This window comes from Sphingomonas sp. PP-F2F-A104-K0414, assembly GCF_004340945.1.
Taxonomy (GTDB): Bacteria; Pseudomonadota; Alphaproteobacteria; order Sphingomonadales; family Sphingomonadaceae; genus Sphingomonas.
Map to the genome: position 1 here is coordinate 463,052 of NZ_SLYD01000004.1, position 16,029 is coordinate 479,080.

The following is a 16,029-nucleotide window of genomic DNA, read 5'->3' on the forward strand; positions in this document are numbered from 1 at the left end:
CGCCCGCTCAGTCGTCGGCGGAGTCGGGCGCCGTTATCGCATCGGCAGCCGGAGCGACGTCGGCGACCGGAGCCGCCTCGTCGGCGAACCCGGCTTTCGCGAACCGCTCTGGGAGCGGCGCTTCGGCGAGCACATCGGGCTTGCCCGGACGCGGCACGATCAGGCGCTGCGCGTGGAGCATCATGCCGAGGCCGTCCGCCTTGCCGTACACGCCGTCGCCGACCACCGGCGCGCCGAGGCCGCTCGCCGCGTGGACGCGGATCTGGTGCGTACGGCCGGTCTCGGGCAGGAACTCGACCAGCGAACGCCCGTCCCTGATCTCGAGCACGCGCCACTTGGTGCGCGACTTCTTGCCGTCAGGGTCCTCGACCATCCGCCAGCCGGTCTCGGCGGTGCTGACCTTGCCCAGCGCCATCTCGATCAGGCCGGACGTGCCCTCGATGACGCCGTCGAGCAGCGCGACGTAGCGCTTCGAGACGAGGCCCTGCTCGAACGCCTGCTGCAACCGGGCATGCGCCTTGGGGTTGCGCGACAAGAGCAGGCAGCCGCTCGTGTCGCGGTCGAGCCGGTGGACCGCCTTCGGCCAGCGCTGGAAGCCGAACTTCAGGCTTTCGAGATGATTTTCGAGGCTCAGCGAGCCATCGCGGGGCGGATCGACCGGCAGCCCTGCGGGCTTGTCGATCACCAGGGCCTCGCCGTCGAGGAAGAGTACGCGTTCACCATGCATGGCGCCGCCCTTGCCATCATTAGCGCCTGCGTGCCAGAGCCCGCGTCGATGTTGCACCGCACGCTGGCCCTCGCGCTCCTGTTCGCCCCGACCGTGGCGGAGGCCCAATTGTGCGAAGGGCAGAGCGCGGCAATCGCCCCCGACGGTCGCGCGTTCGGGCATCTGCCGTACGGCGACGCGCCCGAAACCGAGCTGGTCACGCTGCCGTCCGAATATTCCGTGGGCAATCCGTGCGTGGTGCGTGCCGACATCCTTCCCGACCTGTTGCGACTGTTCGCGGCGGCGCAGGGCGATCCTTCGGTGATGGGTCAGCTCCGCGCGCTGTCGTGCCAGCGGTCGATCGCCCGCCAGCGCAGCGTCTTCTGTCGCGGCGAGACCAGCAGTCCGGCCGACCGCGCGATCTCGGTCGCACCGCCGGGGTATAGCGAGCATTCGACCGGCTATGCGCTCGATTTCGCGGTGCGTCCGGCGAACGGGTGTCCCGATGCGGAGGCGTGCATGGCCGCGACGCCCGCCGCGCGCTGGCTGCGGGCGAACGCGCCGCGGTTCGGGTTCGAGCAGAGCTTTCCCGGTGGCAACAAGCAGCATGTGAAGTGGGAGCCGTGGCATTGGCGCTGGGTCGGGGCCACCGAGGCCGCCCCGGGCGCGGCGAAGGCGCGGTTCGTGTTCGCGCGGGCGCGGCGGTTGTATCCGGCCGATCCCGGGGTGTTGCCGCTGGTGGTGAAGGTTACGGTGCAACCGCCGGTGCCGGTGGCGCCTGTGGCTGTTGTGCCGTCGAAGAAGAAGCGGCGGTAGACGAACGGCTGGTTTGATCCGGGATACGGATCCCCAAGAATCATGCCACCCCGGCGGAGGCCGGGGCCCAGTTGGGGAACGTCGCCAACGACGAGCAGCGCTTCGTTACTGCTACCTTTCCAACTGGGCCCCGGCCTCCGCCGGGGTGGTGCAGTTGGATAGTGTATCTATCTAAATGCTTCATGCGTCCCGATCGGGTGACCTGGACTCGCCGTCCCTCAGTGCAGCACCAGCCCACCCGGACGCACGACACCGTCGCGCAGCGCGTGATCGTACAGAATCTCGGTCTCGAGCATCACCTGGCTCGACAGCCGATCGAGCATCGACTCCGCCTGGACGCCGAACTTTTCCCATTCGCCGGGCGCGATGACCGGCAGCCAGCGACCGATGAACGCCTTCCAGTCGGACCGCAGGATGTCGAGATTCTCCTCCATCGTCGCGATCGTGTCGGGCGAATACTTCGCCTCCATCGCCACGACCGTGCGATCGATCACTTCGTCCTCGAGGTCGAGATGCTTGGCGACGGTGATCGCGAGTTCGATCAGCTTGCGCGACGCGATGCCGCTCTGCTCGCGCGACCCTTGCGCCAGATCGGCGAGTACGACGCACTGCTCGGCGATCCGCTTGTGATCATCGAGTAGTTGCGCCCAGTTCGCGCGATCCTCGTCGGAGGCCGCGTGGACCATCACCCTGTCGGTTGTCACCTTGTCGTTCATCCTGCCGTATCCCCCATACGTATACGATCGACGCCCTACTGCGGATGCGCCTAGCGTTGCAGGCGATCCACAATCTATAGTATTTTCGACACTCTCGGCGTTTCAAAACGACCCGCCCTCAATCTCGGCCCTCAATCTCGATAGCTAGAGCATTGCGTCACACATCGACATCCGCCCTTTGACATGACGCCGTGCTACGCCTATATCCGCATCTCACCACAGCATCCGGGAAATGACATGCCGTCGCGCAGCGTGTCGATCGTATTGGATACCGAGGTTTCATACGCTGAGAGCCGCCGCACCTGATGCGCGCGGCCTTTTTGCGTGAACGTGCGTCCCGCTTGGGGGTTCCCAAGCACGAAATTACGACTGATCCGTCAGTTTTTATAGGGCGAAACAAAACCTATGGCTTCCAAGGCGATCGAACACGGCACTGCAAAGCGCCGTATCCGCAAGGTTTTCGGCAACATCCACGAAGTCGTGCAGATGCCGAACCTGATCGAAGTCCAGCGCGAGAGCTACGAGCAGTTCCTGCGCTCCGACAAGTCGATCGGTCACGTCTCGGGTCTCGAGAAGACGCTGCGCAGCGTGTTCCCGATCCAGGATTTCGCCGGCACCGCCTATCTCGATTTCGACGACTACGTCCTTGAGCCACCGAAGTTCGACGTCGAGGAATGCCGCCAGCGCGGGATCACCTACGCCGCGCCGATGCGCGTCACGCTGCGCCTGACCGCGTTCGAGGTCGATCCCGATACCGAGGCCAAGTCGGTCATCGATATCAAGGAGCAGGACGTGTACATGGGCGACATGCCGCTCATGACCGAGAACGGCACGTTCTTCATCAACGGCACCGAGCGCGTCATCGTCAGCCAGATGCACCGTTCGCCGGGCGTCCTGTTCGATCACGATCGCGGCAAGACGCACGCATCGGGCAAGTACCTGTTCGCAGCGCGCGTGATTCCGTATCGCGGCTCGTGGCTCGATTTCGAGTTCGACGCGAAGGACATCGTCAACGTCCGCATCGATCGCAAGCGCAAGCTGCCCGTGACGGCGCTGCTCTACGCGCTCGGCATGACGTCGGAAGAGATCCTCAACTATTTCTACAACCGCGTGACGTTCGTCCGCGGCCAGGGTGGCTGGATCGTTCCGTTCCAGGTCGAGAACTGGCGTGGCCAGAAGCCGATGTTCGACATCGTCGATGCGAAGACCGGCGAAGTCGTGTTCCCGAACGGCCAGAAGATCAGCCCCCGCGCTGCGAACAAGGCGTTCAAGGACGGCCTCACCGACCTGCTGATCCCGACCGAGGAAATCTTCGGCCGCTATTCGGCCTACGATCTGATCGACGAGTCGACCGGCCGTATCTACATCGAAGCCGGTGACGAAGTTACGTCCGAGAACCTCGAACTGCTCGACCAGGCAGGCATCGAGCGTCTCGACCTGCTCGACATCGATCACGTTGCAACGGGTCCGTGGATCCGCAACACGCTCAAGGTCGACAAGGCCGAAGAGCGCGAGCAGGCGCTGTCCGACATCTACCGCGTGATGCGCCCCGGCGAGCCGCCGACGCTGGAGACGGCCGAGGCACTGTTCTCGGGTCTGTTCTTCGATCCGGATCGCTACGACCTGTCGGCCGTCGGCCGCGTGAAGCTCAACATGCGTCTCGACCTCGACGTCGAGGACACCGTGACGACGCTGCGCACCGAGGACATTCTCGAGGTCATCAAGACGCTCGTGAACCTCAAGGACGGCAAGGGCGAAATCGACGATATCGACAACCTCGGTAACCGCCGTGTCCGTTCGGTCGGCGAGCTGCTCGAGAACCAGTACCGCGTCGGCCTGCTCCGCATGGAGCGCGCCGTGAAGGAGCGCATGTCGTCGGTCGACGTCTCGACCGTCATGCCGAACGACCTGATCAACGCGAAGCCTGCGGTTGCCGCGGTCCGCGAATTCTTCGGCTCGTCGCAGCTGTCGCAGTTCATGGATCAGACCAACCCGCTGTCGGAAGTCACTCACAAGCGTCGCGTGTCGGCACTTGGACCAGGTGGTCTGACGCGTGAGCGCGCCGGCTTCGAAGTCCGCGACGTTCATCCGACGCATTACGGCCGCATCTGCCCGATCGAGACGCCGGAAGGCCCGAACATCGGTCTGATCAACAGCCTCGCGTCGTTCTCGCGCGTCAACAAGTACGGCTTTATCGAGACGCCATACCGCAAGGTCGTCGACCACAAGGTCACCGACGACGTCGTCTATCTGTCGGCGATGGAAGAGGCCAAGCACACGATCGCGCAGGCCAACGCCGAGCTCGATTCGTCGAATGGCTTCGTCGAGGAACTGGTGTCGTCGCGTCAGGCTGGCGAATTCCTGATGGCGCTGCCCGATAACATCACGTTGATGGACGTCAGCCCCAAGCAGCTCGTCTCGGTCGCCGCATCGCTCATTCCGTTCCTGGAAAACGATGACGCCAACCGTGCACTGATGGGCTCGAACATGCAGCGTCAGGCCGTGCCGCTCGTCCAGGCCGAGGCGCCGTTCGTCGGCACCGGCATGGAAGAGACGGTTGCGCGTGACTCGGGTGCAGCGATCTCGGCAAAGCGTGCGGGCATCGTCGACCAGGTCGACGCGGCACGTATCGTGATCCGGGCAACCGGCGAGATCGATGCCGGCAAGTCGGGCGTCGACATCTACACGCTGATGAAGTTCCAGCGTTCGAACCAGTCAACCTGCATCAACCAGCGTCCGCTGGTGAAGGTGGGCGATGCGGTCCGTGCCGGCGACGTGCTCGCCGACGGCCCGTCGACCGAGTTCGGCGAGCTGGCGCTGGGTCGCAACAGCCTCGTCGCGTTCATGCCGTGGAACGGCTACAACTACGAGGATTCGATCCTGATCTCCGAGCGGATCGTGAAGGACGACGTGTTCACGTCGATCCATATCGACGAGTTCGAGGTGATGGCTCGCGATACGAAGCTTGGGCCTGAGGACATCACGCGCGACATCCCGAACGTCGGCGAGGAAGCCCTTCGCAACCTCGACGAGGCGGGCATCGTCTACATCGGTGCAGAGGTCGAGCCGGGCGATATTCTCGCCGGCAAGATCACGCCGAAGGGTGAATCGCCGATGACGCCGGAGGAGAAGCTTCTCCGTGCGATCTTCGGCGAGAAGGCCAGCGACGTGCGCGATACGTCGCTTCGCCTGCCGCCGGGCGTGTCGGGTACGGTCGTCGACGTTCGCGTCTTCAACCGTCACGGCATCGACAAGGACGAGCGCGCCATGGCGATCGAGCGCGAGGAGATCGAGCGCCTGAAGAAGGATTCGGACGACGAGCGTTCGATCCTGAACCGTGCGACCTGGTCGCGTCTTCGCGAGATGCTGCTCGATCAGACCGCCACCTCGGCGCCGAAGGGCGTCAAGAAGGGCGTCGTGATCGACATGGATCTGCTCGACAGCGTCGACCGCCACGAGTGGTGGAAGTTCGCGGTCGCCGACGACAAGGTCCAGAGCGATCTGGAAGCGGTCAAGATCCAGTATGACGACGCAGCCAAGCTGATCACGGACAAGTTCCACGATCGTCGCGAGAAGCTGGAGCGTGGTGACGAGCTGTCGCCGGGCGTACTGAAGATGGTCAAGGTGTTCGTCGCGGTGAAGCGCAAGCTGCAGCCGGGCGACAAGATGGCCGGCCGTCACGGCAACAAGGGCGTCATCAGCCGCATTCTGCCGGCGGAGGACATGCCGTTCCTCGCCGACGGTACGCCGGTCGATATCGTGCTGAACCCGCTGGGCGTGCCATCGCGCATGAACGTCGGTCAGATCTTCGAGACGCATCTGGGCTGGGCCGCACGTGGCCTGGGTCAGTCGATCACCGCGGCTCTCGAGACGTGGCGTGAAGAGAATCCGGATGCCAAGCCGGGTGCGATGCCCGAGGCGGTCCGCGATCGCCTCAAGACGGTGTACGGCGAGCAGTATCACGCCGAGATCGACGCCCGCACGGGTGACGAGATCGTCGAGCTTGCCAAGAACCTGAAGGGCGGCGTGCCGATGGCGACGCCGGTGTTCGATGGTGCCCGCGAAGCCGACGTCTCGGCGATGCTGGCGCTGGCGGGCCTCGACACGTCGGGTCAGTCGGACCTGTTCGACGGCCGCACCGGCGATCAGTTCGATCGCAAGGTGACGGTGGGCTACATCTACATGCTGAAGCTCCACCATCTGGTCGACGACAAGATCCACGCGCGGTCGATCGGGCCGTACTCGCTGGTCACGCAGCAGCCGCTGGGTGGTAAGGCGCAGTTCGGTGGGCAGCGCTTCGGCGAGATGGAGGTCTGGGCACTCCAGGCCTACGGCGCGGCGTACACCTTGCAGGAAATGCTGACGGTGAAGTCGGACGACGTGGTCGGCCGCACCAAGGTCTACGAGGCGATCGTCAAGGGCGACGACACGTTCGAGGCCGGCATCCCGGAGAGTTTCAACGTGCTCGTCAAGGAAATGCGCTCGCTCGGCCTGAATGTGGACCTGAAGCAGTCGGAGCCCGGCTTCGACAGCGACGGCATCCAGATCGCGGCGGAGTAGTTCCTTTGCCCTCCCCTCCCGCTCGCGGGAGGGGACCGAGGGGTGGGCTCCCGGCCGGCAGCGAAGCGCGACGTCGATGCCGGGCGCCCACCCCCTCCCAGCCTGAAGAGGCTGGGCCCCTCCCCCTCCCGCAAGCGGTAGGGGGGAAGATTTTTCCTAAGGACAGCTCATGAACGAGATGACCCCCTTCGCCAATCCGGTCGCCAAGACCGAGACGTTCGACCAGATCCAGATTGGCATCGCGTCCCCGGACAAGATCCGTTCGTGGTCGTTCGGCGAGATCAAGAAGCCCGAGACCATCAACTATCGCACGTTCAAGCCCGAGCGTGACGGCCTGTTCTGCGCGCGCATCTTCGGTCCGATCAAGGATTACGAGTGCCTGTGCGGCAAGTACAAGCGCATGAAGTACAAGGGCATCGTCTGCGAGAAGTGCGGCGTCGAGGTTACCGTCTCGAAGGTTCGCCGCGAGCGGATGGGCCATATCGAGCTCGCCGCCCCGGTCGCGCACATCTGGTTCCTGAAGTCGCTGCCGTCGCGCATCGGCCTGCTGCTCGACATGCAGCTGAAGCAGCTCGAGCGCGTGCTGTACTTCGAGGCGTACATCGTGATCGAGCCGGGCCTGACCCCGCTCGAGAAGTACCAGCTGATGACCGAGGACGAGCTCCTCGACGCGCAGGACCAGTATGGCGAGGACGCGTTCTCGGCCGGTATCGGTGCCGAAGCGGTCCGCATCATGCTCGAATCGCTTGATCTCGTCGGTGAGCGTACCGCGCTGCTCGAAGAGCTCGCGGTCACCAAGTCCGAGCTGAAGCCCAAGAAGATCATCAAGCGCCTGAAGGTCGTCGAGAGCTTCATCGATTCGGGCAACCGCCCCGAGTGGATGATCCTCGAGGTCGTTCCGGTCATCCCGCCCGAGCTGCGCCCGCTGGTGCCGCTGGACGGTGGCCGTTTCGCGACGTCGGATCTGAACGATCTGTATCGCCGCGTGATCAACCGCAACAACCGCCTGAAGCGCCTGATGGAGCTTCGTGCGCCGGACATCATCGTCCGCAACGAGAAGCGCATGCTCCAGGAGGCCGTCGACGCATTGTTCGACAACGGTCGCCGCGGTCGCACGATCACGGGCGCCAACAAGCGTCCGCTGAAGTCGCTGTCCGACATGCTCAAGGGCAAGCAGGGCCGCTTCCGCCAGAACCTTCTCGGCAAGCGCGTCGACTATTCGGGTCGTTCGGTCATCGTGACCGGGCCTGAGCTGAAGCTGCATCAGTGCGGCCTGCCGAAGAAGATGGCGCTCGAGCTGTTCAAGCCGTTCATCTACGCGCGCCTCGATGCGAAGGGTCTGTCGATGACCCTGAAGCAGGCGAAGAAGTGGGTCGAGAAGGAGCGCAAGGAAGTCTGGGATATCCTGGACGAGGTGATCCGCGAGCATCCGGTCATGCTGAACCGTGCGCCGACGCTTCACCGTCTCGGCATCCAGGCGTTCGAGCCGGTATTGATCGAGGGCAAGGCGATCCAGCTTCACCCGCTGGTCTGCTCCGCGTTCAACGCCGATTTCGATGGCGATCAGATGGCCGTGCACGTCCCGCTGAGCCTCGAGGCGCAGCTCGAAGCGCGCGTCCTGATGATGTCGACGAACAACATCCTGTCGCCCGCCAACGGCAAGCCGATCATCGTTCCGTCGCAGGACATGGTCCTCGGCCTCTATTATCTGTCGATGATGAAGGAGAACGAGCCGGGCCAGGGGATGCTGCTCGGTGACATGGCCGAAGTGCACCAGGCGCTGAACGCCCAGGCGGTCACGCTGCACACCAAGGTCATCAGCCGCGTTCCGCAGACCGACGAGAAGGGCAAGCAGTACCTCAAGCGGTACGAGACGACCCCGGGCCGCATGTTGCTGGGCGAGTGCCTGCCGCACAGCCACAAGGTGCCGTTCGACACCGTCAACCGCCTCCTCACCAAGAAGGACGTGGGCGACGTGATCGACGAGGTCTATCGTCACACCGGCCAGAAGGAGACCGTGCTGTTCGCCGACGCGATCATGTCGCTCGGCTTCCGCCACGCGTTCCGTGCCGGCATCTCGTTCGGCAAGGACGACATGATCATTCCGGATGCCAAGGTTGGTCTGGTCGACGACACCAAGGCGCTCGTGAAGGACTTCGAGCAGCAGTATCAGGACGGTCTGATCACGCAGCAGGAGAAGTACAACAAGGTGATCGACGCCTGGAGCCGTTGCGGTGACCAGGTCGCGAACGCCATGATGGACGAGATCCGTGCGGTGAAGGTCGACGAGGAGACCGGTCGTGAAAAGCCGATCAACTCGATCTACATGATGGCTCACTCCGGTGCCCGCGGTTCGCAGGCACAGATCAAGCAGCTTGCCGGTATGCGTGGCCTGATGGCCAAGCCGTCGGGCGAGATCATCGAAACGCCGATCATCTCGAACTTCAAGGAGGGCCTGACCGTCCTGGAGTACTTCAACTCGACCCACGGCGCTCGCAAGGGCCTCGCGGATACGGCGTTGAAGACGGCGAACTCGGGCTACCTGACGCGTCGTCTGGTCGACGTGTCGCAGGATTGCGTCATCATCGAACCGGATTGCGGCACGACCCGCGCTCTGGAGATGAAGGCCATTCTCCAGGGTGGTTCGACGATCGCAAGCCTCGGCGAGCGCATCCTCGGTCGTACGACCGCGGAAGACATCGTCGATCCGAAGACCGGCAAGGTCGTCATCCCGTCGGGCACGCTGCTCGACGAGCCGATGATCACGACGATCGAAGGCCTCGGTACGCAGTCGTGCAAGATCCGCAGCCCGCTGGTCTGCGAGTCGAAGATCGGCGTCTGCGGCAAGTGCTACGGGCGCGATCTGGCCCGCGGTACGCCGGTCAACATCGGTGAAGCTGTCGGCGTCATCGCCGCGCAGTCGATCGGTGAGCCGGGCACGCAGCTGACGATGCGTACGTTCCACATCGGTGGTGCAGCGCAGCTCAACGAAACGTCGAACCTCGAAGCTCACGCTGACGGTACGGTGCAGTTCCGCGATCTGCGTATCATCGTCGACCAGCGTGGCCGTCGCGTGGTGCTCAGCCGCTCGGGTGAAATCGCGATCGTCGACATGGACGGCCGCGAGCTCTCGGTCGATCGCATCCCCTACGGTGCGTACGTGCTGTTCGACGATGGTCACATCGTGTCGCGCGGCGATCGGATGGCCGAGTGGGATCCGTTCACCATGCCGGTGATCACGGAGAACCCGGGCACGATCAAGTATGTCGACCTGATCGAGGGCAAGACGCTCACCGAGCAGACCGACGAAGCCACGGGCATCGCCCAGCGCGTCGTGATCGAATATCGTGCGGCGACCAAGTCGAAGGAGGATCTGCGTCCGCGCATGACCCTGCTCGACGAGACGTCGGGCGAGACCGGTCGTTACATGCTGGCGATCGGCGCGACGTTGTCGGTCGAGGATGGCGCACAGGTGTTCGGCGGCGACGTCGTGGCCCGCGTCAGCCGCGAAAGCGCCAAGACGCGCGACATCACCGGTGGTCTGCCGCGTGTTGCCGAGCTGTTCGAGGCGCGTATCCCCAAGGACTCGGCGATCATCGCCAAGATCTCGGGTCGCGTCGTGTTCGGCAAGGACTACAAGGCGAAGCGCAAGATCGGCATCCAGCCCGAGGATGGCGGCGACGTCGTCGAGTATCTGGTGCCGAAGTCGAAGGTGATCGACGTCCAGGAAGGCGATTACGTCAAGCGCGGCGATAACCTGATCGGCGGTTCGCCCGATCCGCACGACATCCTCGAGACGATGGGCATCGAACCCCTCGCCGAGTATCTCGTGTCGGAAATCCAGGAGGTCTATCGTCTCCAGGGCGTGAAGATCAACGACAAGCACATCGAGACGATCGTTCGTCAGATGCTGCAGAAGGTCGAGATCACCGACGGCGGCGACACCACGCTGCTGAAGGGCGAGCAGGTCGATCGCGAGGAAATGGACGCGACCAACGAGAAGCTCGAGAAGAAGCAGACGCGCGCACAGGGCAAGCCCATCCTACTCGGCATCACCAAGGCATCGCTGCAGACCCGCAGCTTCATCTCGGCGGCATCGTTCCAGGAGACCACCCGCGTCCTCACCGAGGCCGCGGTCCAGGGTAAGCAGGACATGCTGATGGGCCTGAAGGAGAACGTGATCGTCGGCCGGCTCATCCCGGCAGGCACCGGTGCAGGCCTCAACCGCCTGCGTGTCGTGGCCAACAGCCGCGACGCCGCGATGCGCGTCCAGCAGCGCAAGATGGCGGAGGTGTCGATCGTGGCACCGATGTCGGCTGCCGACGAGCATGCTGCCGAACTGGCACGTTCGCCGCGTGATGCAGGCGGCACGGGTGAGGATCCGCTCGCGGCAGTCGTCACCTCGGGCACCGGCACCGACGCGGATGCCGGCGAGTATCTGAACGAGACCGAGTAATCGGTTTCGTCAGACGCCTTCCGCGCTGACTAAAAGAAAGGCCGCCGTCCGGGATACCGGGCGGCGGCCTTTTTCGTTTTGGCGCGCAGATGCAGAGAAGGACTGATCGACCTTCAGAGCATTGAAAGGGCTTCAGTCCCGAATTTCCCGGTCGGTTTGATGGGTTCGGAGGGTACAGCTGTAAGGTAAGCTGTTTCCCCGCGAAGGCGGGGATCCAGACTGGGCTCCCGCCTTCGCGGGAGAACAAGAAGGTGCCGCCGTCGAACTGCGGGTCGGCTCTTACTCGAGAGGGATACCGACGCGGTCCGGCGTTCCCCGTTCTGCAAGACACGTCTTTCGATTTGCGCGACCGTGAATCCCGGAACTTGTCCGGCATGACGCGGAAAATGCGGATCTGGCGGTCCGAGCTGACAGTAGATCGGCCCCCTTAGCGCGCGTGGCTTCATGCTGTGCACCACGGCATCGACGATTTCTCCGCAACAAAGGAGTCGCATTCCCGCTGTACGGCTGCGGCGGGTGCTGTCGAAATTAGCGGCCGGGAAGGACAACACAGAGCCGATGCGAAAGATCGTCCTCGCCACGATCGGCTCGCTCGGCGACCTGCATCCCTTCATCGCGATCGGCCTTGCGCTGAAGGCCAGAGGGTTCGCGGTCGTGCTGGCGGTACCTGCCGATCACGTCGCCAAGGTCGAAGCCGCGGGGCTGACCGGCATCGCCATCGTCGGCGGGTTCGACGCGTTGACGGAGACTTTGGGCATGCCGCCCGACCAGGTCGCAAAGCGCATCATGTCGGATCAGACCTATCTGATGAACCGAATCCTGATGCCGTGGCTAGCCGACAGCACCACGGCGCTCGACGACGCGATGGAGGGCGCGGTCGTACTGGTCGCCTCGCTGTTCGTGTTCGCCGCGCCGATAGTCGCGGAGACGCGCAACGTGCCGCTGGTCAACGTTCTGCTCCAGCCAATGGCGACCTTCTCCGCCTATGCGCCACCCCGCACGCCCGACTTCGCAATGATGGCCCACGCACCGACCGGGCCGATCGGCCGCGCCTGGAACCGGTCGGTGTACCGGGTCATGCGTGGAGTCCTGCGACATCGGTATGGACGGCACGTCGATACGGTTCGCAAGACACGCGGCCTGCCGCCGTCACGCCAGGCGTTGCTGCTCGAGACGCCCGTGAGCGCCGACCTGACCTTGTGCTGCTATTCGCCGGCCATCGCGCCGCGCCAGCCTGACCTGCCGGACATTGCGCGCGTCACCGGCTTTGCGATTTTCGACAGCGATACCGGGGCGCCCGAAAGGCGCGATCCCGCGCTCGAGGCGTTCCTCGCCGCCGGTCCACCGCCGCTGGTCTTCACGCTGGGATCCTTTGCGACGTTTGCGCCGGGCGACTTCTACACCACCGCAGCGGCGACCGCGCGAGCACTTGGCCGACGCGCGGTACTGCTGACAGGCAGCGACGATCAGGCAACGGCCAGCGAACATATCCATGTCTGCCGCTATGCGCCGCACTCGCTGCTGTTCCCCCAGGCCAGCGCGATCGTCCACCACGGCGGCGCGGGCTCGACCGGCCAGGCGTTGCGGGCCGGCAAGCCGCAACTCGTCGTCCCGCACATGGGTGATCAGTACGACAACGCGCACCGCATCCAATCGATCGGCGTCGGCAAGACGCTGTCGTCGAAGCACTTCACGATCATGCGCGCCGGCGCTGCCATCACCGCCATCCTGACCGACCGAATGCGCGAGACGGCCGCGCAGGTCGGCGCGCAGGTTGCGCGGGAGAACGGCGCAGAAGCTGCTGCGGACGCGATCGCCGCGCTCGTCGTTGTGCGCGGCTGACTTGGTCGACAGTTTTCAGTGACCATGGTGACAAAAAGATCATCGACGCCAGGCGTTGCCGTCGCGCCTTGGCGCAGCTAGGCGAACAGCCGATGCGGTCGGCGTACCATCCTTCGTCGATCGAGACGCGCGGCTCGGCGCGCCGGCGCAGTGGCGCGTTCGTGCTGACCGTCATCGCGCATATCCTGATCCTGTTGCTGTTGTTGCGCTTGACGCCTTCGGCCGTCGTGAAGCCCGAGGAGCGCCGCGATCCGGTCACATTCCAGATCGCGCCGGACCAGACCGCGCCCACACCGCAAAAGCGCACACCGTCGCCGACCAAGCAGAAGCGGGCAAGCGGTGGGTCGCCACCGCGCGCCGCACCGCGTGCAGACTCCGCACAGGCACCGCCCGCGCCGCCAAAGTCGCCCCCGCCCCTGCCGATCAAGATGCTCGGCGGGATGGAGATGTTCGACGCCGCTGATATCTCGAAGATGCCATCGCATCCCGACGACCAGCTTGCCGGCGGAGACGGCGGCAGCGGCTCGGGAAAGGGCAAGGACAGTGGCGCAGCCTATGGTCCCGGCGAAGGCCCTGGTGGCGAGCGCCTGTACAAGGTCGAATGGTATCGGCGCCCGACCGACGCGGAGCTCAACGGTTACCTCAAGAGCCCGCCGCCGCCCAACAGCTGGGCGAAGATCGCGTGCCGGATGATCGCCAACTATCAGGTCGAGAATTGCCGTGCGCTGAGCGAGTCGCCGGTCGGGTCGGGGCTGGCCCGCGCGATGCGGCAAGCGGCGTGGCAATTCCGCGTCCGCCCGCCACGCGTAGGTGGCAAGCAGATCCTCGGCGGCTGGGTCGAGATCGATATCGAGTTCAACTCCGGGAAGGCGCCGGACTAAGGTCAGTGCTCGATCCTCCCGCGCCAGGGGGAGGATCGTAGATTTCTTCAGACGTCACTCGTGATCGAGTGCTTCTTCTCGTCCGACAGCGTCCGCGCCAACGTCTCGAAACGCCCACCCTCGACGCGGATCTCGTTGAACGCCGGCGGACTCCCCCGCGTGCGCTTCGACAGCGTGCCGGCACCGATCATCCGAATGATGCGCCCTTCGCGCTCGACCGGCACGTCGAACGGATCGTGGACATGCCCCGACAACACCGCATGCGCGCCAGCCTCGGCGAGCGCGGTCAGCGCCTCGTCGCCGTTGCGCGTCTTCGCCGTCCCGGTCGTCCCGCCCTCGATCAACGGATGATGGGCGCCGATGAAGATCAAATTGCCCTTTGGCACGTCCGCGATCATCGCCAGCGCGCGCTTGAGCGAACCGGGGCTCACGCGGCCCTTCGACCAGTTCCACCGCCACTGCGCGCGCGCGGTGGTCTTGAGCGGGACGACGGTCACGCCGGGCAACTCCAGCGGCCGCTCGATCATCTGCTCGACTGCGGCATAGCGCTGATAGGGTGCGAACAGCCGCCGAAACGGATCCCAATAATAGGGGATGTCGTGGTTCCCGACCTCCAAGGTTACCGGCACGCCAAGCGAGCGCAGCCAGTCGCCGCCACGCTGGAACTCGTCCTTGGTCGCGCGCATCGTCAGGTCGCCGGTCATGATGACCGCGTCGGGTTTCTCGACCGCGACCCGCTCGGAAAACCACGCGATCGCCGCCGGGTCTTCCGCACCGAAATGTACGTCGCTGACATGGAACAGCTTCAACGACGTGCCCCCCTTGGCCGATGCGTCAGGCAAGGTCGGACAACGTCGATGGCTGATGCACGGGGCACCCGTTGAACTTGCCGCGGAATTCTGCCGACATCTCGTAAGTTTCCTCGCGCACGCGATTGATCCCGCCAAGCGGCTGGTGCGCCGTGATCCCGTTCCACACGCTATAGACCAGCGCGTCGTCGGTCCGCTCGCTGCTGCCCTGATCCCATGACACCTGCACCGGGATTTCGAGCTTGGCGATCGTCACATAGGGACTGACCGCTTCGTCCCAGACGACCGACGCGTCCTCGATCGGCATCGCATCGAGATCGGTATTGATCTGCACGCGCAACTCCCACGTCCCGCCATGCTCGGCGAAGGCGTCGCGGACGACCTCGCGCAGGGCGTCCGGTCGCGCGGTGATATCGACGAGGCTGCCGGTCAGTTTCGTCAGTTCGGGGGATACCGGGAACAGCGCGAATTTGACGATCGCGTCGCCGTACCGGAACGCGGTCTGCGAATAATAGGTCTCGCCCAGGGGATGCACGGGCTTGGCGCCACCGAGCGTCGTCAGCGTCGCGGACTGCGCGCCGACCGCCTCCAGCGCGGACTCGACGACGCGGAACGTGGCCGACATCGCCTTCTTCACCCCCTCGAACCGATCCGTCGTCTTGGTCAGCAGCTTGAGGTTCTTGCCGAATGCCTTGGGATCCTTGGCGGAAAAGGCGGGCGCGTTGACCATGATGAAGTCCTGCGTCGTGTCGCCTTCGGACCCCGGCAGGCGATCCCCCGCGACATCGAGAATTTTCAGCGCGAGCCCCCGCGGCAGGCTGACGCTGTCGTCGAGAATATCGCCCGCATTGGTCGAGATGCGGATCACCGCCTCGTGCCGGCCAGGCGTCGCGAAGATGCCCTGCGCCAGGATCGGCGGCAGGCCGTCGGCGATCGTGATCGACCCGCGCGCGATGCCGTGCGCCTTGGCATGGACCGCGCGCACCGCATGGCCGTAATCCTGCGACGTCGTCTCCAGGATTTCCCGGAACGAATCCTTCATGCCCTGCAACGTCTCCGCTTCATCGGGAGCGATCGTCTCGACCGACGGGTCGAAACGCACGGGTTGGGTGCTGGGCATCGGTATCTCCACTGCGAATGCAGGTTTTCCTGGGGTATGCAGGCCCAACCCATCGTGCCCGAGGACGTTCCGCCTGCGTTGCAAACCGCGGCCGGGCACGTGATGAAGGCCGCCAAAGGAGCC

The 16,029-nt window shown here is 64.6% G+C and carries 9 protein-coding genes; 5 read left to right on the plus strand and 4 right to left on the minus strand.

Annotated elements, in window-relative coordinates; all coding sequences use genetic code 11:
• Nucleotides 1-7 precede the first annotated feature (7 nt).
• Entirely contained in the window at nucleotides 8-727 is a 720-nt protein-coding gene (locus C8J46_RS12100; RefSeq protein WP_132739294.1) for an RNA pseudouridine synthase, read from the minus strand.
• A gap of 48 nt (nucleotides 728-775) precedes the next feature.
• On the opposite strand from C8J46_RS12100, the gene C8J46_RS12105 reads away from it, so the two are divergent.
• On the plus strand, nucleotides 776-1,522 hold the full coding sequence (locus C8J46_RS12105) for a M15 family metallopeptidase (RefSeq protein WP_165886533.1): 747 nt from the start codon (nucleotides 776-778) through the stop codon (nucleotides 1,520-1,522).
• Between the two features lie 218 nt (nucleotides 1,523-1,740).
• Here C8J46_RS12105 and C8J46_RS12110 read toward each other — a convergent pair whose 3' ends face one another.
• Nucleotides 1,741-2,238: a hemerythrin domain-containing protein gene (locus C8J46_RS12110; RefSeq protein ID WP_132739299.1), complete on the minus strand. Its 498-nt coding sequence runs from the start codon at nucleotides 2,236-2,238 to the stop codon at nucleotides 1,741-1,743.
• A gap of 405 nt (nucleotides 2,239-2,643) precedes the next feature.
• Here C8J46_RS12110 and rpoB point away from each other — a divergent pair, with 405 nt between their 5' ends.
• The 4 genes from rpoB (at nucleotide 2,644) to C8J46_RS12130 (ending at nucleotide 13,977) form a co-directional block, all read left to right on the plus strand.
• Nucleotides 2,644-6,798: a DNA-directed RNA polymerase subunit beta gene (rpoB, locus tag C8J46_RS12115; RefSeq protein WP_060526672.1), complete on the plus strand. Its 4,155-nt coding sequence runs from the start codon at nucleotides 2,644-2,646 to the stop codon at nucleotides 6,796-6,798.
• Nucleotides 6,799-6,967: 169 nt separating this feature from the next.
• Nucleotides 6,968-11,254, plus strand: a complete 4,287-nt coding sequence (gene rpoC, locus C8J46_RS12120; protein ID WP_056060318.1) for a DNA-directed RNA polymerase subunit beta' — start codon at nucleotides 6,968-6,970, stop codon at nucleotides 11,252-11,254.
• Between the two features lie 558 nt (nucleotides 11,255-11,812).
• Nucleotides 11,813-13,096: a glycosyltransferase gene (locus C8J46_RS12125; RefSeq protein ID WP_132739302.1), complete on the plus strand. Its 1,284-nt coding sequence runs from the start codon at nucleotides 11,813-11,815 to the stop codon at nucleotides 13,094-13,096.
• Nucleotides 13,097-13,164: 68 nt separating this feature from the next.
• Complete coding sequence (locus C8J46_RS12130; protein WP_243643348.1) at nucleotides 13,165-13,977, plus strand: hypothetical protein; 813 nt, start codon at nucleotides 13,165-13,167, stop codon at nucleotides 13,975-13,977.
• A gap of 47 nt (nucleotides 13,978-14,024) precedes the next feature.
• Here C8J46_RS12130 and C8J46_RS12135 read toward each other — a convergent pair whose 3' ends face one another.
• Complete coding sequence (locus C8J46_RS12135; protein WP_243643349.1) at nucleotides 14,025-14,819, minus strand: metallophosphoesterase; 795 nt, start codon at nucleotides 14,817-14,819, stop codon at nucleotides 14,025-14,027.
• Entirely contained in the window at nucleotides 14,812-15,906 is a 1,095-nt protein-coding gene (locus C8J46_RS12140; protein WP_207894162.1) for a catalase family protein, read from the minus strand. Before C8J46_RS12140 ends, C8J46_RS12135 begins: the two co-directional genes overlap by 8 nt.
• Nucleotides 15,907-16,029 lie beyond the last annotated feature (123 nt).